The 18,989-nt window shown below is 47.1% G+C and carries 21 protein-coding genes; 10 read left to right on the top strand and 11 right to left on the bottom strand.

Translation table 11 applies throughout. The features are described from left to right. Positions 1-60: 60 nt before the first annotated feature. Genes AS158_RS07035 through trpA form a run of 6 tightly spaced genes read left to right on the top strand, consistent with a single transcriptional unit; the run spans position 61 to position 6,297 of the window. A complete protein-coding gene (locus AS158_RS07035; RefSeq protein ID WP_165304785.1) occupies positions 61-1,434 on the top strand; it encodes an anthranilate synthase component I family protein in 1,374 nt (457 codons plus the stop codon). Between the two features lie 5 nt (positions 1,435-1,439). After that, the gene (locus AS158_RS07030) at positions 1,440-3,071 is read left to right on the top strand and encodes a bifunctional anthranilate synthase component II/anthranilate phosphoribosyltransferase (RefSeq protein WP_241241278.1); all 1,632 of its coding nucleotides are present in this window, start codon (positions 1,440-1,442) and stop codon (positions 3,069-3,071) included. Continuing rightward, positions 3,046-3,804 (top strand): indole-3-glycerol-phosphate synthase, encoded by a 759-nt coding sequence (locus tag AS158_RS07025; RefSeq protein WP_206516528.1) that lies wholly within the window; start codon positions 3,046-3,048, stop codon positions 3,802-3,804. Before AS158_RS07030 ends, AS158_RS07025 begins: the two co-directional genes overlap by 26 nt. After that, entirely contained in the window at positions 3,792-4,409 is a 618-nt protein-coding gene (locus AS158_RS07020) for a phosphoribosylanthranilate isomerase (protein WP_165304783.1), read from the top strand. The genes AS158_RS07025 and AS158_RS07020 overlap by 13 nt, the downstream gene beginning before the upstream one ends. Positions 4,410-4,411: 2 nt before the next feature. Further along, complete coding sequence (gene trpB, locus AS158_RS07015) at positions 4,412-5,581, top strand: tryptophan synthase subunit beta (RefSeq protein ID WP_165304782.1); 1,170 nt, start codon at positions 4,412-4,414, stop codon at positions 5,579-5,581. Next, positions 5,578-6,297, top strand: coding sequence for a tryptophan synthase subunit alpha (gene trpA / locus AS158_RS07010; protein ID WP_004082732.1), 720 nt, complete (start codon positions 5,578-5,580; stop codon positions 6,295-6,297). The genes trpB and trpA overlap by 4 nt, the downstream gene beginning before the upstream one ends. Positions 6,298-6,320: 23 nt before the next feature. On the opposite strand, the gene AS158_RS07005 is transcribed toward trpA, so the two are convergent. Further along, positions 6,321-7,256 (bottom strand): hypothetical protein, encoded by a 936-nt coding sequence (locus AS158_RS07005; RefSeq protein ID WP_008194003.1) that lies wholly within the window; start codon positions 7,254-7,256, stop codon positions 6,321-6,323. A 108-nt stretch (positions 7,257-7,364) separates the two neighbouring features. Between AS158_RS07005 and AS158_RS07000 the strand changes: the two genes are divergently transcribed. After that, positions 7,365-8,597: an RNA-guided endonuclease TnpB family protein gene (locus tag AS158_RS07000; protein ID WP_165304781.1), complete on the top strand. Its 1,233-nt coding sequence runs from the start codon at positions 7,365-7,367 to the stop codon at positions 8,595-8,597. On the opposite strand, the gene AS158_RS06995 is transcribed toward AS158_RS07000, so the two are convergent. The 3 genes from AS158_RS06995 to AS158_RS06985 are packed head-to-tail and all read right to left on the bottom strand — an operon-like array spanning position 8,566 to position 10,743. Next, on the bottom strand, positions 8,566-9,420 hold the full coding sequence (locus AS158_RS06995; RefSeq protein WP_038051954.1) for an NAD(P)/FAD-dependent oxidoreductase: 855 nt from the start codon (positions 9,418-9,420) through the stop codon (positions 8,566-8,568). The genes AS158_RS07000 and AS158_RS06995 overlap by 32 nt on opposite strands. Continuing rightward, positions 9,381-9,965, bottom strand: coding sequence for an isochorismatase family protein (locus tag AS158_RS06990; RefSeq protein WP_008194008.1), 585 nt, complete (start codon positions 9,963-9,965; stop codon positions 9,381-9,383). The genes AS158_RS06995 and AS158_RS06990 overlap by 40 nt, the downstream gene beginning before the upstream one ends. A 1-nt stretch (position 9,966) precedes the next feature. Further along, positions 9,967-10,743, bottom strand: a complete 777-nt coding sequence (locus AS158_RS06985; protein ID WP_008194010.1) for a flagellin — start codon at positions 10,741-10,743, stop codon at positions 9,967-9,969. A gap of 177 nt (positions 10,744-10,920) precedes the next feature. Between AS158_RS06985 and AS158_RS09320 the strand changes: the two genes are divergently transcribed. Beyond that, the gene (locus AS158_RS09320) at positions 10,921-11,013 is read left to right on the top strand and encodes a transposase (protein WP_231556600.1); all 93 of its coding nucleotides are present in this window, start codon (positions 10,921-10,923) and stop codon (positions 11,011-11,013) included. Positions 11,014-11,181: 168 nt separating this feature from the next. Here the strand turns inward: AS158_RS09320 and AS158_RS06975 are convergent, their stop codons facing one another. Continuing rightward, on the bottom strand, positions 11,182-12,336 hold the full coding sequence (locus tag AS158_RS06975; protein ID WP_008194012.1) for an MFS transporter: 1,155 nt from the start codon (positions 12,334-12,336) through the stop codon (positions 11,182-11,184). 60 nt (positions 12,337-12,396) lie between these two features. Here AS158_RS06975 and AS158_RS06970 point away from each other — a divergent pair, with 60 nt between their 5' ends. Then, positions 12,397-13,473, top strand: coding sequence for a M20 family metallopeptidase (locus AS158_RS06970; RefSeq protein WP_008194013.1), 1,077 nt, complete (start codon positions 12,397-12,399; stop codon positions 13,471-13,473). Next, the gene (locus AS158_RS06965) at positions 13,463-14,851 is read left to right on the top strand and encodes a pyruvate carboxylase subunit B (protein WP_165304780.1); all 1,389 of its coding nucleotides are present in this window, start codon (positions 13,463-13,465) and stop codon (positions 14,849-14,851) included. Before AS158_RS06970 ends, AS158_RS06965 begins: the two co-directional genes overlap by 11 nt. Here the strand turns inward: AS158_RS06965 and AS158_RS06960 are convergent. Genes AS158_RS06960 through AS158_RS06935 form a run of 6 tightly spaced genes read right to left on the bottom strand, consistent with a single transcriptional unit; the run spans position 14,797 to position 18,985 of the window. Then, the gene (locus AS158_RS06960) at positions 14,797-15,651 is read right to left on the bottom strand and encodes a HAMP domain-containing sensor histidine kinase (protein ID WP_008194015.1); all 855 of its coding nucleotides are present in this window, start codon (positions 15,649-15,651) and stop codon (positions 14,797-14,799) included. The two genes, AS158_RS06965 and AS158_RS06960, sit on opposite strands and share 55 nt — an antisense overlap. Continuing rightward, the gene (locus AS158_RS06955; RefSeq protein ID WP_008194017.1) at positions 15,648-16,310 is read right to left on the bottom strand and encodes a response regulator transcription factor; all 663 of its coding nucleotides are present in this window, start codon (positions 16,308-16,310) and stop codon (positions 15,648-15,650) included. The genes AS158_RS06960 and AS158_RS06955 overlap by 4 nt, the downstream gene beginning before the upstream one ends. Continuing rightward, on the bottom strand, positions 16,307-17,104 hold the full coding sequence (locus tag AS158_RS06950) for a metal ABC transporter permease (protein WP_008194019.1): 798 nt from the start codon (positions 17,102-17,104) through the stop codon (positions 16,307-16,309). Before AS158_RS06950 ends, AS158_RS06955 begins: the two co-directional genes overlap by 4 nt. Beyond that, complete coding sequence (locus tag AS158_RS06945; RefSeq protein WP_008194021.1) at positions 17,101-17,823, bottom strand: metal ABC transporter ATP-binding protein; 723 nt, start codon at positions 17,821-17,823, stop codon at positions 17,101-17,103. Before AS158_RS06945 ends, AS158_RS06950 begins: the two co-directional genes overlap by 4 nt. Then, a complete protein-coding gene (locus tag AS158_RS06940; protein ID WP_008194023.1) occupies positions 17,820-18,623 on the bottom strand; it encodes a metal ABC transporter substrate-binding protein in 804 nt (267 codons plus the stop codon). Before AS158_RS06940 ends, AS158_RS06945 begins: the two co-directional genes overlap by 4 nt. After that, positions 18,620-18,985, bottom strand: coding sequence for a Fur family transcriptional regulator (locus AS158_RS06935; RefSeq protein ID WP_008194026.1), 366 nt, complete (start codon positions 18,983-18,985; stop codon positions 18,620-18,622). Before AS158_RS06935 ends, AS158_RS06940 begins: the two co-directional genes overlap by 4 nt. Between the last annotated feature and the right edge of the window lie 4 nt (positions 18,986-18,989).

Raw genomic sequence — 18,989 nt, 5'->3', positions numbered from 1 at the left:
CCTTTAGGGAATCGGGAGGTCAAGTGATATAATAACTGAAAAATCACAGTGGGTGATATCATGCACGTGCTGAAACTCGTTTCGGATCTGGAAACACCGGTTTCCACCTTCATGAAAGTTTCCAGAGGAGAAGAATTCGCTTTCCTGCTCGAAAGCGTAGAACTCGGTTCTGCTTTTGGAAGGCATTCCTTCATAGGCATTGGAAAAAAAGACGAGATCGTTTTTGAAAAGGGAATCTTGAGAACCTCAAATCAGCAGCTCGATTATACTTCCTCTCCTCTCAAGGCGATAAAGGACTGGCTTGAGGTCTATAGATACAACGTCAAACACGACGAACTTCCTTCGTTCAGAGGAGGAGCCGTTGGCTTCGTCAGTTATGACTACATTTCTTACATAGAGAAAGTCAAAGTCAGAGCCTCTGTGTTTCCCACGTTTTATTTTGTGGTACCCGAGCATCTCATAATATTCGATCACCTGAAAAATAACGTCTTCATCATCAGCGAAAGCCCTGAGGAACTCGCATCGAAGGTCTTGAGTCCTTTTGAAGAGAAACCAGAGAAAAACGTTTTTGTGACAGAACCTGTATCAAATTTCGAGAGAGAGCAGTTCTACAAAGTGGTTGAAAAGGCCAAAAAATACATTATAGAAGGTGACATATTCCAGGTGGTTCTCTCTCAGGCTTTCACTTTCAAGACGACGCTGGACCCGTTCTACATCTACAGGGCGCTAAGGATGATTAATCCTTCTCCCTACATGTTTTATCTGAAGTTCGGAGACACGGTTGTTTTGGGATCTTCTCCCGAAACCATGGCGAAAGTGGAAGGAGACAAGGCCACTGTGAAGCCAATTGCCGGAACCAGACCGCGGGGGAGAACTGTTGAGGAAGATCTGAAACTGGAGAGAGAACTTTTGAACGACGAAAAAGAGATAGCAGAGCACGTTATGCTCGTGGATCTTGGAAGAAACGATCTTGGAAGAGTCTGTAAGGAAGGAACCGTGCAAGTGGAGAAGAAGATGGTTATCGAGAGGTATTCTCACGTCATGCACATAGTCTCGCAGGTGAGCGGCGAGTTGAAAGACGATAAAGATGCTGTAGATGTGTTCGAAGCGACTTTCCCCGCGGGAACAGTTTCTGGTGCTCCTAAAGTGAGAGCGATGGAGATCATAGAGGAACTCGAACCCACTCCACGAGGACCGTACGCTGGAGCCGTCGGGTATTTCTCTTTCCCCGATGATAAGGGAAAGATGAATATGGATTCTGCTATCACTATCAGGTCTTTTTTCTTCAAAGGTAAACAGGGATGGCTTCAGGCAGGAGCGGGTATCGTTTACGATTCTGTCCCAGAGCGTGAGTATCAGGAGACCCTGAACAAACTCAGGGCGTTGTTCAGGAGCCTGGAAGTTGCGCAGAAGATCCAGGGGGGATTGTTTTGAAAAGAGTGATCGTTATAGACAACTACGATTCGTTCGTTTACAACATCGTTCAGTACATCGGTGAGGCAGAACCAGACTGTGAAATCGAAGTCTTCAGAAACGACGAAATAACGATCGAAGAGATAGAGAGGAAAAATCCTACTCACATAGTCGTATCTCCTGGTCCCGGAAGACCCGAAGAAGCGGGTATCTCCGTTGATGTTGTGAGACACTTCAGCGGGAGGGTTCCAATACTCGGTGTGTGTCTCGGACACCAGGTGATCGGCTACGCTTTTGGTGGAAAGATCGTGCATGCAAAGAGGATTCTTCATGGGAAAACATCAAAGATCGTGCACAACGGAAGGGGTGTATTCTCCGGTGTGAGAAATCCACTCGTTGCTACGCGATACCATTCACTCGTTGTTGAAGAGGCATCCATTCCTGAGGTTCTGGAAATCACCGCCAAAAGTGACGATGGAGAGATCATGGGACTCCAGCACAAAGAGCACCCAACCTTTGGAGTTCAGTTTCACCCAGAATCCGTGTTGACCGAAGAAGGAAGGAGAATCATAAAGAACTTCCTGAACATCCGGGATATTCAGAGAAAGAAGGCTTTCGAAGAAGTGGAAATTGACATCGTTTCCGCTCTCAAAAAACTCGTAGAGTTTGAAGATCTCACTTTTGAAGAGAGTCGTCAGGTGATGAACTTCATCATGTCCGGGAATGCCACGGACGCTCAAATCGCGGGTTTCCTTGTGGCACTCAGGATGAAAGAAGAAACGGGAGATGAACTCGGTGGAATGGCCAGCGTCATGCGAGAGAAGTCGGTTCATATAAAAGCACCTTCTCCAAGAACGGTCGACACCTGTGGAACCGGTGGAGACGGTTTTGGCACGTTCAACATTTCAACGACAACGGCCTTTGTCGTTGCTGCGGCTGGTATTCCCGTTGCAAAACACGGTAACCGGTCTGTCTCAAGCAAGGTGGGAAGTGCCGACGTTCTTGAAGCCGGTGGGTACAAACTTGAAAAGACACCGGAGGAGATGGAAAGAGAGCTCAGAGAAACCGGTTTTTCTTTCCTTTTCGCACCGCTTCTTCATCCAGCGATGAAGCACGTGATGCCCGCAAGAAGACAGCTGAAAATCAGAACGGCTTTCAATCTCCTTGGTCCCATAACGAATCCCGCCAGAGTGAAGTACCAGATGGTGGGAGTCTTCGATCTTTCTTTCGCTTCCAAACTCGCAACGGCCCTTCAACGTCTTGGTACAGAACGTTCGGCAGTGGTCAACGGAGGTTTCACGGACGAACTCACCACATGTGGTAAGAACAACATATTCCTCGTTACCCAGGAAGAGATCGTTCCCATGACGCTGGATCCCGAAGAACTCGGATTGAAGAGGGGAGATCCCGAAGAGTTGAAAGGGCCTTCCGATCCCAAAGAGGCATACCGGTTGATGGAAAGTGTTCTAAAAGGAGAAGCCAGCAGAACACAGGTGGAGACGGTGGCTTTGAACGCAGGGGTTGTCTTCTGGCTGGTAGGTGAATGTGACACCGTAAAGGACGGTGTCGGAAAGGCCCTCGATCTCATCAGAACGGGCGAGGCCTACAAGAAAATGAGGGAGGTAATGGACTATCAGAAGGCTCTGGGAAATAGTTGAGACCAAAAAGAAAGATATTCTGGAGATAAACGACGAGAACTTGATCGTTCAAAGAAGGAACCACAGATTTCTGGAAGTTCTGTCAGGAAAAGAGAGAGTAAAGATCATAGCGGAATTCAAGAAAGCTTCTCCATCTGCTGGAGATATAAACGCTGATGCTTCTCTGGAAGATTTCATAAGGATGTACGACGAGCTGGCAGACGCGATCAGCATCCTCACGGAAAAGCACTATTTCAAAGGAGATCCTGCCTTCGTAAGAACGGCGAGAACACTGACCGACAGACCCATTCTCGCCAAGGACTTCTATATAGACACAGTCCAGGTGAAACTGGCTTCCAGCGTGGGAGCGGACGCCGTTCTTATCATCGCTCGAATACTCACTGTGGAGCAAATAAAAGAGATCTATGAAGCAGCGGAAGAACTCGGAATGGACAGTCTCGTAGAAGTCCATTCTAGAGATGATCTGGAGAAGGTCTTTTCTGTGATCAGACCGAAGATACTCGGTATCAACACAAGAGATCTGGACACTTTTGAGATAAAGAAAAATGTGCTGTGGGAACTTCTGCCGCTCGTGCCGGATGATACGGTTTTGGTCGCTGAAAGCGGTATAAAAGATCCCAGAGAACTCAGAGATCTGCGAGGAAAGGTGAACGCGGTCCTCGTTGGTACATCCATCATGAAAGCCGAAAATCCAAGAAGATTTTTGGAAGAGATGAGAGCATGGTCAGAGTGAAGATCTGTGGGATAACTAACTTGGAAGATGCGCTGTTTTCTGTGGAAAGTGGCGCTGACGCTGTGGGATTCGTTTTCTATCCGAAAAGTAAAAGATACATCTCTCCTGAGGATGCCAGGAAGATTTCTGTTGAATTACCTCCCTTCGTCTTTCGAGTGGGAGTCTTTGTGAACGAAGAACCAGAAAAAATTCTGGATGTAGCTTCTCACGTTCAGCTGAACGCAGTCCAGTTACATGGAGAAGAACCAATCGAACTGTGCAGGAAAATAGCGGAGAGAATACTGGTGATAAAAGCAGTTGGGATTTCGAACAAAAGGGATGTAGAACGTGCCTTGTACTACAGAGAGTTTCCGGTTCTTCTCGACACGAAAACACAGGAGTATGGTGGAAGTGGCAAAACGTTCGACTGGTCTTTGATCCTTCCGTACAGAGACCAATTCAGGTATCTCGTGCTATCGGGAGGTTTGAATCCTGAGAACGTCAGAAGTGCGATAGACGTGGTAAGGCCTTTCGCTGTGGACGTATCTTCCGGTGTTGAGGCCTTTCCAGGAAAGAAAGATCACGATTCAATAAAAAAGTTCATTAAAAATGCAAAGGAGTTGTGAGAATGAAAGGTTACTTCGGTCCTTACGGAGGTCAGTACGTTCCCGAGATTCTCATGCCCGCCCTTGAAGAACTCGAGGTGGCTTATGAGGAAATCATAAAGGATGAATCGTTCTGGAGGGAGTTAAACGACCTTCTAAGGGATTACGCTGGGCGTCCCACTCCTCTTTACTTTGCCAGAAGGTTGAGTGAAAAGTACGGTGCCAGGATCTATTTGAAGCGCGAAGATCTTCTTCACACAGGCGCTCACAAGATAAACAACGCCATAGGTCAGGTGCTTCTCGCGAAGAGGATGGGAAAAACAAGAATAATAGCGGAAACAGGAGCGGGACAGCACGGAGTTGCCACCGCGACGGCTGCTGCGCTCTTTGGAATGGAGTGTGTCATATACATGGGCGAAGAAGACACGATCAGACAGAAACCCAACGTTGAGAGAATGAAACTCCTCGGTGCGAAAGTGGTTCCCGTGAAGAGCGGAAGCAGAACGCTGAAAGACGCCATAAACGAAGCTCTTCGGGACTGGATCACGAACCTTCAAACCACCTATTACGTCATTGGATCCGTCGTGGGTCCTCATCCTTATCCAGTTATCGTGAGGAACTTTCAGAAGGTGATTGGTGAAGAAACAAAGAAACAGATCCTCGAGAAGGAAGGAAGATTGCCGGATTACATCGTTGCGTGTGTTGGAGGGGGAAGCAACGCCGCCGGTATCTTCTATCCGTTCATAGATTCCGGTGTGAGACTGATTGGGGTGGAGGCTGGCGGAGAAGGTCTCGAAACCGGCAAGCATGCAGCCTCCCTTCTCAAAGGGAAAGTTGGATACCTACATGGGAGTAAAACCTTCGTTCTTCAAGACGATTGGGGCCAGGTTCAGGTGACACACTCGGTTTCGGCGGGACTGGACTATTCCGGTGTAGGTCCTGAACACGCTTATTGGAGAGAGACTGGAAAAGTTCTGTACGATGCGGTGACGGATGAAGAGGCTCTCGATGCTTTCATCGAACTTTCAAGGCTGGAAGGGATCATTCCAGCACTCGAAAGCTCGCACGCACTGGCTTATCTGAAAAAGATCGATATAAAGGGTAAGATCGTCGTTGTGAACCTTTCAGGGCGCGGCGACAAGGATTTAGAATCAGTTTTGAACCATCCGTACGTCAGGGAGAGGATAAGATGAAGGGCTTTATTGCATACATCCCCGCTGGATTTCCCGATCTTGAAACAACAAGGAAAATACTGATCGCTCTCAACGAACTCGGCATCACAGGTGTGGAGATAGGAGTTCCGTTCTCCGATCCGGTCGCAGACGGTCCTGTTATTCAGCTTGCCCACAGCGTGGCTTTGAGAAACGGTGTCACTATAAAAAAGATTCTGGAGATGCTGAGTGAAATATCTGTTGATTACGATCTCTACCTGATGAGTTATCTGAATCCGATAGTGAACTATCCAGAGGGAAAAGAAAAACTCCTCGATGAATTGAAAAAACTCGGTGTGAAGGGCTTGATCATACCTGACCTGCCCTTGAGGGAGGTAAAGAACGTCGATATAGCGTATCCCATAGTTCCCTTCGTTGCACCGAACACCAAAGACGAGGAAATAGATTTGATCAATTCCGTTCAGGCTCCGTTCGTCTATTACATATCCCGGTACGGTGTCACAGGTGAGAGGGAAGACCTTCCTTTCGCGGATCACATAAAGAGGGTGAAAGAAAGAATAAAACTTCCTCTCTTCGTGGGTTTTGGAATCTCCAGGCACGAACAGGTGAAAAAGGTGTGGGAGATCGCCGACGGTGTGATCGTCGGAAGTGCTCTTGTGAGAATAATGGAAGAAAATCCGAAGGATGAGATTCCCAGGAAGGTTGTTGAGAAAGTAAAAGAACTCCTCGGAAAATGAAAACCCCGCCCGCGCGGGGTTTTTCACACGTATTGGTAACCATCCACGATCTTTCTTTCGCTCATCAAGTGTCTCTGGACGTACTGACCACAGTTACTGCCGATCTTGTTCTCCTCGAGTTCACCGATACTCAGGATCACTTCAAAACCAGCTTTTTTGAGCTCCTCTATGAAGTTCCGATGCTTCAGAAGTTCTTTTCTTTCGACGTCAACATCTGAATTCAGATTGTTCTCCTTTGAACGATAGGTGGGGTTCACCGGTGTGATTTTCACAAGGAACTTCTCGGGATCGAAAACTCTTATGATGACTTTCGGGTCCAGCGAGTACTCCTGTGCCACAGCGAAATTCAAGGTGATTTTTCTGTCGTTTTCTTTCACGAACCGCTTTCCGAACTCTGATATCTTTTCGAGAGACCATTTTTTGACGGGAATGATTTGGTCTCTTTCTTTCTCGTCTGTAGAGTGAATGGAAAACTGAAGCTGGAACTTACCTCTGTAGTGTTTTTCCTTTATTTTAAGAAGATCTTCGAAGAAAGAATCCGTCCCGCAAGGGGCAACTGTGGAGATCGAAGGCATCAGTCCCGGTGCTTCGTACCTTGCTGGAAGTTCCTTCAGAACATCGAGAACGGCTTCGTTCAGTGCGGGCTCTCCCATCCTTGCAAATTGTATTTTGAACTTCTCCGAAGGGATCCTTCCGTTTGGGTACCTGCTCTTCACCAGAAAATCGATCTGTTCGAAGATTTCATCGGCGGAGAGTTTACCTCTGTAGAAACCTCCAGCGTCGCACATGAGACATCCCACGGGACATCCAGCGAGTGTTGAAACGATGAGAACCCATTTCTTTTCGCGGGGAACGGGGGGCTGAATCGATTCAACGAATTCCACCAGATTTCCCCTGGAAGTTTCTCCAAGATACACGTATGCGACTTCTTCTTTTCCTACTCTCTTGAGAATTTTCACAGAAATTGTTTGCAAAAGCCCATCCCCTTTAGGGGATTGGGAGGAAGCAGACATGTGTACCACCTCCAGATTCAATAGTGTTAATATATAGATGAGGTGATTGAACAAATGACTGTGACTCTGACCTGTAGATTCAAACTCGAACTCAGCAAGGACCAAAAACAGCAGTTCCTGGATATTGCGACGGCTTACACAAACGCCGTCAACTATGTGCTCGAACAAAACCTCAAGGACAAATCGACGAACGTCAAAAAACTCCACAGACTTTACTACAAAACCATCCGCGAAGACTTCGACCTTCCAGCACAGATGGCTATTAACGTAAACAGAGACGTCTCTGCAATGTACAAAACTCTCTGGGCTCAGTTCAAAGAACTCAAGCGCCGCAAACCTGATTCAAAAGCTGTCAAGAAGTTCTGGGATAAACCACCGAAGCGAAAGAGCTTGATCGTCAAATACACGTACAACCGAACTGCAAGCTTCAAAAAGATCAACGGAGAGTGGCACGCTTCTTTGTCCACACTTCAAGGTCGAATCAAATGGATCCCGATGAAAGGCTGGTCCAAACACTTTGAGTACCTCAAGTCTTGCAAGATCGGCGATCCGATACTGACTTACGACAAATCATCCAAAACCTTCTTCTTGCTTGTTCCTGTGACTCTTGAAGTTCAGGAACATCAACCAAAAGAAATCGTCGGTGTTGACGTTGGAGAAAGACACATTGCTGCTGCCACCTCGACCAAAGGCACCAGGTATCTGATAGACCTTCCTGAAGAGTTCAAACAAAGAAAACAACACTATCAGCGTCTGCGCTCTGAGCTCATGTCAAAAGGCACTCGCTCTGCTAAGAGAAAGCTTGCCAGGATCAGCAGGCGAGAGAAACGGTTCACTGAGAACGTACTGCACATCATTGCAAAAAAGCTCACCACAAGCCACCCTGGTGCCAGGTTTGTTCTCGAAGACCTGACTCAGATCAGAGCTAACAGAATCACCTACCGCGGCAAAGACAAAGAAGCAAGAAGACAGTCAGAACAATGGCCGTTTGCAAGTCTTCAGCAAAAGATAGAGTACAAAGCGAAATTGTACTACGGAGTTCAGTCCGAAAAGGTCGACCCCAGCTACACCTCGCAAACCTGTCCCAGGTGCGGCCACGTCTCGAAAGAAAACAGACCAGACCATGGAGAGCGTTTTGTATGTCAAAGCTGCGGCTACGAAGAACACGCAGACATAGTTGGTGCGATCAACATAGCCCTGAGAGTTCTTGCCAAAGACCAGCAGGTCAATCTTGAAAAGCTTTTAGGGGCCGTTGTCAGCCGGCCTGATGCTCCCCGTTTGGGTTGAGCAAGCCCTCCTTCAGAGGGAGGGTAGCTGACACTGTTCCCTCTCTTCTCAGGATCTCCATCGCTGTTTCGATGGCACTGCCCATCGCTATCGATACCTGCCTGAAGCCACCTCTCGCATCTCCGACGATGAAATTTCTTTCTCCAGGTTCAACGAAAGAAGTGTTTGGAACCCTGCCTACAGACAAAAGGAGAGCGTCGAAGGTGAAAACACCGTGTTCTGTTTTCAGTTTAACCATTTTGCTTTCTTCTTCCACTTTGAGGATGGGGCATCTTTCATGATAATAGAATTTCTCGTATTTTTTCGCTCTCTCGACCAGAAGGGGAAGCGCTCTGATTCTGCTGCCTCTGTTGAAAAGATGTACCTCTTTTCCTCTCACAAGAGCGTTCAAAGCACTGTCGAATGCAGCGTCTCCTGCTCCATAGATTGCGAGTTTTTCGAATTCTGGAAGATCGATGAACTCATAGACCACCTTCTCAGATACTTCGAACTCTGGAATTCTCCTTGGAATCGTGCCGCTTGCAACGATCACGTAGTCGAACGAATGAATTTCTCTTTCTGTCAGAATTTTTTCGTTTTCCACTTTTACAACTTCTTCCCATATGAGTTCAGCACCAGATTCAAATAATCTTTTCTCCAGTGTTTTGCAGATCTCTTCACCGGAGGCTGGAGGCAAAACCGGGATGTTTTCAACGAGATGGGCGTTCCGCAAAAGTCCTCCCACCCTGTTTTTTTCGAACACTGTAACGTGAACGTTGTACCTCCTCAGAAACACAGCGGCTGCTACTCCCGCTGGCCCTGCTCCAACGATTCCAACGCGCACAGGATCTCCTCCGTCTTAGCGATGTACGCAACTCCATGTGCCAGGTTTTTCAGTGAAGAGAAGTGGTACCATTCGTTTTTATCCCACAGAGCGTCTTCCACCATTATCACTTCGAAGTTTCTCACAAAAGCGCTTCGGGCTGTAGTTTCACAGCAAAGATGTGTCATCACACCTGTTATGATCAGCTGGTTGACGTTTCTTGCTCTGAGCTCTTCTTCGAGTTTCGTTGAATAAAACGCGTCGTACGTGTTCTTTTCAAAAAGAAGAACATCGGAAAAAACGGGAACGGCCCACCTTTTATCCACTTCGTTTCCCCACCACTTCTTCATCATCGGAGACGCTCCCACGTGGACCGTGGCTATCACGGGAAGTTTCGCTCTTTCGAAGGAGATCTTCAGTTTTCTGATGTTTTCGATAGCAACCTCCACTCCCCGAAGGTATGCTGGGGAGTCAGGAGAGGTGAAATAATTTTGAAGATCGATGATGAGAAGTGCCGGCCTTTTCAAAGTGAATCTTTTCTTTTCTCTTTCTGGGAAATAAAACATACTACATCAAGAGTTTGAGTACGTTTCCCGCATTTTCCATTCTGAAGAGAATTCCGGTCAGTGCCGTCTGTCTCAAAATGTCTTCCTTCGTTGACTCGAGGAGAAGTTCTGCCACGCTCGGTTCGAAAAGGCTTTCTGTTTTGAAGAGCTCCGTGTAGCTGTTCATCACACTTCTTGCTGAAGACTCCAGCCTGTTCATCCAGGATCCAACGTTTCCTCTGATCTGAGAGATGTTTTCCAGAGCTTGATCTATGGTTTCAAGAGATCTTTGTGCTCCTTCGAAGGTGGAAAGGTCCACTTCAAACAGTTCGGAGAGAGTCTCTTCGAGGTTTGGTATGTTCACCGTTACGTTCTGTCCTTCATTGGGTCCAGTTTGGATCACAAGGTTTCGAACGTCTCCGGCGAGCACCCTCTGTTCGTTGTAAGTTGTCTGCTGGATAATCCTTTTCACACCGCGCATTATCTCCTCGTATTCTTTCTGTATCATGGATCTTTCTGCGTCTGTGAGAGTAGCGTTCGAAGCCTGAACGGCGAGTTCTCTTGCCCTCTGAAGCGCTGTTGATATGCTTTCAAGTCCCGCGTCAGTCGTGTTCAAAAGGCCCATTCCGTTGTATATCTGAGAGAGAGTCGCTTTGTATCCTTCTATCTGTCCTCTCAATTTCTGCTGAACGGCAAGTTCAGATACTGTGTTGAAGAGGAAACTTCCCGGTGTGGGGGCTTTTCTTTCAAGGCTGAGTTGCTGAATGTACCGCATCAGACTTACGTCGTTCACCCTCATCCTAAATCCCCCCTTTCCATAATGAATTTTATCAGAACGTGCAAAGAAAACTACGTGATAAGAATAGTAAAGAACGACTGGCTTTACAAATCATCCGCGATCTTGTCAGCGAAAGCCAAACTGGAAAGATCGTGGTGAAAGATCTCAACATTTAAGGCAAAGCGCTGTGGGATCAAAGTGATAAAAGCAAGCAGATACTATCCCTCAAGTCAGCTATGCAGTGAATGTGGATACATAAATAAAGAAGCCAAAGAGTGGAGCGCATCATGATAGGGACGCTGCAAAGAATCTAGCCAGGTATGGCTTGATGCTATCAGTAGGGCGGGAGCCGTCCGAGTTCATGCCCGTTGACCGTGCTCTGGCGGCGGAACCTAAAAAGGGTCTACGAGCCATCACGGGTTGAAGCAGAAAACCCTACCTCATAGGAGGCAGGATGGTTCACCATTCGTATCTTTTCATTCTAAGAAGGAGCAGAGCCGCTGCAAACTGTATTACGAAAGAGAACAGTATCAGATAGAACCGGTTGATATCATAGAGTGTTCCCATGATCCACGATCCAGAGAACCAGAAAACACCGTACACGGTGAAGAACATTCCGTAAGCGAATCCACGCTTTTCTGCAGGTACGATCTTCGCTACAACCGCTCTCATGATCGATTCCTGCGCTCCCATACCGATTCCCCAGAGAATCACTCCGGCAAAGATGAGCGGAAAACTGTTCGAAAAAGAAAGCACGGGAAAGAAAGAAGAGAGAAGAACCGCGTAGGCCAGGGCAACGAAACCCTTTTTATCGAACAAATGACCGAAAACCAGCGCAGCCACCGCATCCACGGCCATCGCGAGTGAGTAAGTCGCAGGAACGAAGAAATCTTTTGCGACTTCGAAACTCTTCATGTGGTATGCGATGATGGGAAAATCAGCGAAAGCAAAGGCCACCATAGAAACGATGGTAAGATAGAACCAGTAAGTCTTTCCCAGATTTCGATCCACTGGATTGTCTTTCTTCTTTTTCATTTCCTGAGGAGCCGGGAAAGTTATACGTGCTGTGAGGAGAAGAACCATTGCAACGAGAGCCGGTATGAGAAGAATGAAGAAGCAGAACCTGTAGCTTTTTCCAAATGCGAGGGCGAATGTGAGCGCAAGAGGTCCCAAGATGGCACCGATCTGATCTAGCGCCTCATGAATGCCAAAGCCTTTGCCCATTCCAACTTCTTCCGAAGCGAAAGAGAGCAAGACATCCCTTGCGGGAGTTCTCAGGGCCTTCCCAAATCTTTCGGCGATGATGAGAACAAGCGCTGTCTGCCAGTTTCCTGCAAGCGCGAGAGCCGGTACCGCAAAGAGATTTATCGCGTATCCCAGGATGGTGAAAAGCCAGTACTTTCGTGTTTTATCGCTCAGAATTCCCGAAATCAATCTGAAGGCGTATCCTGTGAGTTCACCGAGCCCTACGGCAAATCCAAGAGCGGCGGCGCTCGCTCCCAGTGTCTTCATGAACGGTCCGATGATGCTCCTTGCCCCTTCGTAAGTAACGTCCGCGAAAAGACTGACCAGCCCCAAAAGCACGATGAATAGGAAGGCCTTTTTTCTGGACATAACATCCCTCCTCACCGGGGTTTTCTTAAAGAATAGTATAATGTAGTTGGAGGGATAAAAATGAAGTGGATCGAAATTTACGAAAAACTCGTGAACATCGACACAGGGCCCGATCTTCCATTCGAGGAGAAGCTGAGACGAACGTCGTTTCTGACAGAGATTCTCGAAGACCTTGGTTTCAGAGTGGAGAAAAGGGGAGCCGCTTACGTGGCCTTCCGCGGAAAACCGCCTTACGTTACCCTCATAGGACATCTCGACACCGTCTTTCCCGAAGGTGAATCGAAGAGAAGACCTTTCACAATAGAAGGAAACATCGCCAAGGGTCCTGGTGTTTGTGACATGAAAGGAGGAGTTGTGATCCTCCTTGAGTCTTTGAAAAGATTCCTCCAACAGAACGACACCGATCTCTGCGTGGTTCTGAACGTGGATGAAGAGCTGGGATCACCGCTCAGTGGAGAAGTGTTCAAAGAAGTTTCCGGTATGAGTTCTCACTGTCTATCCTTCGAGCCGGGAAGAGAAAACGGAGAATTCATATCCTCCAGGAAGGGAATCATCTCACTGTGGTTGTTCGCTCGCGGAAAAAAAGGACACGCTTCAAGACTGGACGAAGGAGCCAACGCGATCGTTGAACTGGCTTTCAAAGCGGTGGAACTCTTTTCATTGAACGGGAGATTTCCAAACCTTACTCTGAATCCAACAATCGTAAAGGGTGGTGCGGAAAGCAACGTGACACCGGACAAAGCAGAGGTTTATTTCGATGTCAGGTACTACGACGACAAAGAGTACGAGTTTCTCGAAGAAACACTGAAACGACTCTCTGCTGTACATCCTGAAGCGAACGTTTCTTACACCTTGAAACTCAGAAGGCTTCCCATGAAAGAAGATCCTGATTTTGTGAACATCGTGAAGATGTCTGCCGAAGAGATTGGAATGACTGTGAGTTTTGTGAGGGCAACGGGTGGAGGAGACGTGGCGTTTTTCTCGCAGAACGGCGTTCCTTCCATAGACGGTCTGGGTATTCCCGGTGGTAAGATGCACTCCGAGGATGAATACGCAAGACTCGATCAATTTGAAGATAGAGTGAATCTGGTTGTACATCTTTTGAGAAAACTTGGAGGTGAAAAAAATGTTCGTTGATACAACCTTAAGAGATGGACATCAATCTCTGATCGCGACGAGGATGAGAACGGAAGATATGCTGCCTGCTCTCGAAGCGTTCGACAGAATGAATTTTCACTCCATGGAAGTCTGGGGAGGAGCAACCTTCGATGTCGCCGTTAGATTTCTGAACGAAAATCCATGGGAGAGGTTGAAAAAGATAAGAGAGGGTTTGAAGAACACGAAGATTCAGATGCTTCTGAGAGGACAGAATCTCGTTGGCTACAGGCACTACGCGGACGATGTTGTGGAGCTTTTCATAAAGAAAGTGGCGGAGTATGGACTGGATATCATACGTATCTTCGATGCGCTGAACGATGAAAGAAACCTGCAGAAATCTATTGAAGAGTCAAAAAAGCACGGTCTTCATGTTCAGGTAGCGATCAGTTACACGGTGAGTCCTGTCCACACTCTCGATTACTATCTTGACTTCGCAAGAAAACTTCTGGATATGGGAGTGGACTCGATTTGTATAAAGGACATGGCGGGGCTTCTCACTCCAAAAAGGGCTTACGAACTCGTCAGGGCTTTGAAGGAGAAATTCGGTGTTCCCGTTGAGGTCCATTCTCACTGTACCACGGGCTTTGCTCCCCTTGCGTATCAAGCGGCTTACGAAGCAGGGGCGGATTTCTTCGATACGGCTATTTCTCCGTTTTCCATGGGAACGTCTCAGCCAACTTTTGAAACCATGTATTACGCCTTCAAAGGAAACGGAAAAGAGGATTTTGACAGAGAAGCGCTGAAGTTTCTGGTAGATCACTTCACGAAAGTGAGAATGAAATACGTTGAGTACGACGTGGGGATGAAGTATCCAGATTCGAGGATCATATTCTCACAGATTCCCGGTGGGATGTACTCCAACCTTCTCAAACAGCTGAAGGAGCAGAGAATGGAGCACCTGCTGGATAAGGTCCTCGAAGAGGTTCCGAGGGTTCAAAAAGACCTCGGTTATCCACCACTCGTCACACCAACGAGTCAGATCGTGGGTGTTCAGGCGTTTCTCAACGTGGTCTATGGTAGATACGAGCGAGTAACCAACGAAACGAGGAACTACGTGAAAGGGCTTTATGGCAGACCACCCGCACCGATCGATCCAGAACTGATGAGAAAGATTCTTGGTGATGAGAAACCCATAGATTGCAGACCTGCTGATCTTTTGGAACCCGAACTGGATAAAACAAGGAAAGAGTTGGGAATACTTGTCGAAACGGACGAAGACCTCCTCATCGCCGTGATCCTGGGAGAGGTTGGCAGGAAATTTTTGAGGAAGAAGTACGAGGAGAAGATCGGCGTGGACTTCAACTATCTCGAATCTCTCTCTGACTTTACCGATGACATGCCGGTGTATCCAGTGTAAATCTCAAAAACGTTGTGATTTCCTTCTCTCCTGTAAGCGATTCTGAAGCCATGCATTTCGAAAAATTCCCTTGCGAGGTACAGGCCCAGTCCTGTGCCTTTGCTTTTTTTCTTTTTCTCAAAAAGATTTGCACGTACCTCATAGGGGATCTCTGGCCCGGGACCTTTCACGATGATCCTGTCTTTTTTCACGTGGACCTCCACCGGTCCTGAATACTTCACAGCGTTTTCTATCACGTTGTAAAAGGCCCTGAAAAGCTTCATGGGATCAGCTTCGACTTCCACGACGTCATCGTACTTGAAAATGACTTTTCCTGGGAATTTTTCCACCACGTCGTTCACGAGCTCGACGAGATTAACCGGCTCTTTTCTCAACCTTTCAAGACCAGCTTCGAGCTTGGCGAATTCGTAGAATTCTTCTATGATCTTCTGTAAATTTTCGTCCTCAACCTCATTCCATACGAGCGATTTCACATCGTGCACAAAACCTGTGACGATGTCTTTCAATTTTTCCGTTTCTTTTTCCTGAATCAGCGAATTTTCGACTACCGAATTCACCTCTTCGGCGAGTTTTGTGATCTCATCGTTCAGGAAATCTTCGAATCGATTTTTTCTGGCTACAGCTTCTCTGAGCTTCCTCAGTCTGCTGGTCACCAGAATATGAGTAGCGAGACTAACAAAGAGCGCTGAAAAGAAAGAGAAAATAACGACATCCACAAAGTTCATTCTGTTTCCCCAGAAGATTCCAAGTAAGGCTATATTCACAAGAAAGGTGATGAGAAAGGTTCTCAGAGATATCATCTTTCTCCCCCCGTGAACATGTAACCCACACCCCAGATAGTCTTTATATATCGAGGACGGTTTGGGTCGTCCTCTATGGCTTTTCTGATTCTCTTTATGACTGTGTCTACAACCCTTGGTGAGACAGGGTCTTCCCAAAAGGTTTCCAGGAGTTTTTCACGCGTGACGACTTTCCCGGCGTTTTCTGCGAGAAAGAGCAGTATCTCGAATTCTTTTTTGGGAAGATGTATTCTTTTCCCCTTCAAAAACACAGTAAAACCAGAGGCATCTATCTTCAGATCTCCGAAGTCGTACAGTCCCTTCTTTTCCCTCTCCAAAAATCTTTTCACTCTCACGAGGAGAATCTCTGGATTGAACGGTTTTGTCACGTAGTCGTCCGCCCCCGCTTCGAATCCTTTCAGAACGCTTTCATCATCGGAAAGGAGCGTTAGGAGTATCACCCAGGTTTCGGGTCGGGTTTCTTTTATCATCCTGCAGATCTCGTAACCACTGTAGTCTGGAAGCATGACGTCCAGAACCACAACATGAAAGACTTCCTCGTCGTTCAAAAAATCCTCTCCTGTGAGGAAGGTCTTCACCCGTCCCAACTGCTGGAGTTTTTCACTCACCGTTTTCAGAATATTCTTGTCGTCATCCACAACGGCTATCTTCCACATCATGAGAATTTTAGCATTGGAAGGAAAGAAACGAAAGCAATGATCACAATGACCGGACCAGGTGGCAGGTCAAGAGTGTAGGCGGTCAGAAACCCCGCGAAGAAAACGCCGGTGCTGAAGATGACGGATATTGTTGTGAGTGACCAAAAAGACTTTCCAAATATTTTCGAAACGAGACCAGGAAGGATCAGAAGGGCACCTGTGAGGATCACACCAACCACTTTAACGGTCGTCACCACGGTGATAGCGATGAACGAGGTGATCAGAAAACGGATGAGATCTGTTTTTATGCCATAAAACCTGGCCATTTTTTCATCCACTATGAAATACTTGATGTCCCATCTGAACACCACGGTGAGGATCACGTTCAGGGCAAGGACAACGGCCGTTATCGCGACGTCGGTGCTGTTCACAAGAAGCACGTCACCGAACAGATATCCCATCACATCTGTCTGATACCTTCCCGAAACAGAGAAGAGAACCACTCCAACGGCCATGAAGAAGGGAAGGAGGATACCTATGGCACTGCTTTCGCTGATCCTGGAGCGAGAAAAGAGACTTACCGCAAAAGCGAAAAGAAGAGCCGTGGCAAAGGCGATCAATCTGTGATCCGCTCCGATGAGAGTGGCTGCGGCAAGCCCGGCAAAGACTGCGTGTGCGGTTCCGTCTCCTATGAACTCCATCCTTCTAAAAACCACTATTGGAGAAACAAGGCCCGATAAAGACGCGACCAGGATTCCCCCAACGAAAGCTGTCCTTAAGAAACTGTACTCAGCGAGATCGTGAAAGAAGCTCAATCTCTCTCCCTCCCATGGTAGATCTCGTAGTGTCTTGTTCCTCTGATCCATATGTCGAAGTCTGTGAAGATTTTCTTGAGGTCTTCAGGGTTGATCGTTTCAGTTGGACCATGGCAGTGAAGGGTCCTGTTGAGACACATGATGGTGCTGCATTCTTTGAACACCATTCCGATGTCGTGGCTGATCATGATGACTGTGATATTTTTTTCTTTCCTCAATCGGTTCAGAAGCTCGTAAAAGGAAGCCTTTCCCATTTCATCCACTCCAGCCTCAGGTTCATCCAATACGAGAATATCCGGATCTGAAAGAAGGGCCCTTGCGAGTGAGAGTCTCTGGAATTCACCACCTGAGAGGTTCTTTATCGGATCGTTTTCTTTGTGAAGGATCCCCACATCTTTCAAGGTCGATCTCACCTTTCCCCAGTCTATCTTTCTGTACCTGCCGTACATTCCCATCGCAGCGAACTCTTTTACGGTGATGGGAAACTCTCTCTGAACCTGATGGAGCTGTGGAAGGTAACCTATCTTCCCCCTGACTTTTACCTTGCCTTCATAATTCTTTATCTCCCCCACCAGAATTCTCACAAGTGTGGTTTTTCCTGCTCCGTTCGGGCCGATTATCCCAACGAATTCACCTTCTTCCACGGAGAAGGTTATATTCTTCAGGATCTCAAAATCGTTTATTCTGTAGGTCAGATTCTTCACTTCCACGATTTTCATTTCAACGCCTCCTGGATCACAGAAAGATTCTTCCTCAGGAGTTCCACGATCGTCTTTTCTCCGTTCACTCCGAGGGGATCGAGCACGAAGCTTTTCATTCTCAGTTCTTTTTCGAGGCTCGAAAGAATCTCTGCCGGCTGCTGCGGTTCTCTGAACAGGGCAGCAATCTGTTCTTTTTTCCTGAGGATCTCTTTGATCGTGGAAAAACTCGTGCTGTGTTCATGACCGCTGGAGAGTGGTATCAATTCCAGGCCGAATTCCTTGAAGAAGTACGTAAAACTCGGATGAGCCATCACTACCGTTTTTCCGGTGTAAGGGAGGAGTGTTTTGAAGGAATCTCTGATCACGGTGTCTAGGTCGCTTATGATCTCTTCTGCTTTCTGTTTTATTTCGCTCTTTTTTTCTGGGAATTTTTCGATGAGAACCTGGTACAGTCCAGGAACGATGTAGTATTTGAGGAAGAAAGGATCGAGCCAGATGTGAGGGTTCTCGTCGATGAGAAGAAGTGCTGGAATGAAGTCTGAAACGAAAACTGTCTTTTCTTTGTATTTTTCCAAATACGTTTCCAATCCGAGTCCGTTCGCTACGATCAGATCCGATTCTTCCAGAGTCTTAGCGTCGGAAGGCTTTAGTGAAAACAAGTGTGGATTTGCTCCAGGGGGAACAAGGAGCTTTACGCTCGCTGTATCACCGAGTAGCTGAGAAACGATGAGATAGTACGGGTTTATCGTGGTCACGATAGTTTTGCCGAAACTCAAAACAGCGACAATGAGTACTAGAAGGAGAAGAATCCTCTTCATTTTTCCACCTCCTTTTTGCATTCCTTACAGATTCCGTGAATCAAAAACAGATGACTTTCTTCAGAGAAATCGTACTTTTTCTGGAGTTTTTCAAGAAATTCATCCACGCATTCTTCGAAAGGAAAGAGCTTCCCGCATTTCTCACAGATCAAAAAGTGATAGTGTCTTTTCTTCTTGAAGAAGTATCTCGGGCCACCCACACTGAAAGAACCCACGAGGTTTCTTTCCTCTAAAAACTTCAATGCCCTGTAGACCGTGGAGAGGTTCACATCCAGTTTTCGATGTATCTCCTCGGCAGTGAGAGGGACTCTGGAAGATTCGATTATCTCAAGAACGGCTTCCCTGTTTTTTGTCATCCTCATACTC

The sequence above is a fragment of the Thermotoga sp. 38H-to genome (genome assembly GCF_011057665.1).
Classification (GTDB): domain Bacteria; phylum Thermotogota; class Thermotogae; order Thermotogales; family Thermotogaceae; genus Thermotoga.
The sequence above is the reverse complement of the archived record's forward strand: the minus strand, read 5'-3'. Positions and strand labels throughout refer to the sequence as shown.

Excerpts from the sequence above, each read along its gene's own strand:
- AS158_RS06985 (WP_008194010.1), bottom strand. The coding sequence starts at position 10,743 with ATGAGGGTGAACGACGTAAGTCTGATGCGGTACATTCAGCAACTCAGC.
- AS158_RS06945 (WP_008194021.1), bottom strand. The coding sequence starts at position 17,823 with ATGAAAATCGTGGAAGTGAAGAATCTGACCTACAGAATAAACGATTTT.
- trpA (WP_004082732.1), top strand. The coding sequence starts at position 5,578 with ATGAAGGGCTTTATTGCATACATCCCCGCTGGATTTCCCGATCTTGAA.
- AS158_RS07035 (WP_165304785.1), top strand. The coding sequence starts at position 61 with ATGCACGTGCTGAAACTCGTTTCGGATCTGGAAACACCGGTTTCCACC.
- AS158_RS07020 (WP_165304783.1), top strand. The coding sequence starts at position 3,792 with ATGGTCAGAGTGAAGATCTGTGGGATAACTAACTTGGAAGATGCGCTG.
- AS158_RS06935 (WP_008194026.1), bottom strand. The coding sequence starts at position 18,985 with ATGAGGATGACAAAAAACAGGGAAGCCGTTCTTGAGATAATCGAATCT.
- AS158_RS06955 (WP_008194017.1), bottom strand. The coding sequence starts at position 16,310 with ATGATGTGGAAGATAGCCGTTGTGGATGACGACAAGAATATTCTGAAA.
- AS158_RS06940 (WP_008194023.1), bottom strand. The coding sequence starts at position 18,623 with ATGAAGAGGATTCTTCTCCTTCTAGTACTCATTGTCGCTGTTTTGAGT.
- trpB (WP_165304782.1), top strand. The coding sequence starts at position 4,412 with ATGAAAGGTTACTTCGGTCCTTACGGAGGTCAGTACGTTCCCGAGATT.
- AS158_RS06970 (WP_008194013.1), top strand. The coding sequence starts at position 12,397 with ATGAAGTGGATCGAAATTTACGAAAAACTCGTGAACATCGACACAGGG.
- AS158_RS07000 (WP_165304781.1), top strand. The coding sequence starts at position 7,365 with ATGACTGTGACTCTGACCTGTAGATTCAAACTCGAACTCAGCAAGGAC.
- AS158_RS06965 (WP_165304780.1), top strand. The coding sequence starts at position 13,463 with ATGTTCGTTGATACAACCTTAAGAGATGGACATCAATCTCTGATCGCG.
- AS158_RS06960 (WP_008194015.1), bottom strand. The coding sequence starts at position 15,651 with ATGATATCTCTGAGAACCTTTCTCATCACCTTTCTTGTGAATATAGCC.
- AS158_RS06990 (WP_008194008.1), bottom strand. The coding sequence starts at position 9,965 with ATGTTTTATTTCCCAGAAAGAGAAAAGAAAAGATTCACTTTGAAAAGG.
- AS158_RS06975 (WP_008194012.1), bottom strand. The coding sequence starts at position 12,336 with ATGTCCAGAAAAAAGGCCTTCCTATTCATCGTGCTTTTGGGGCTGGTC.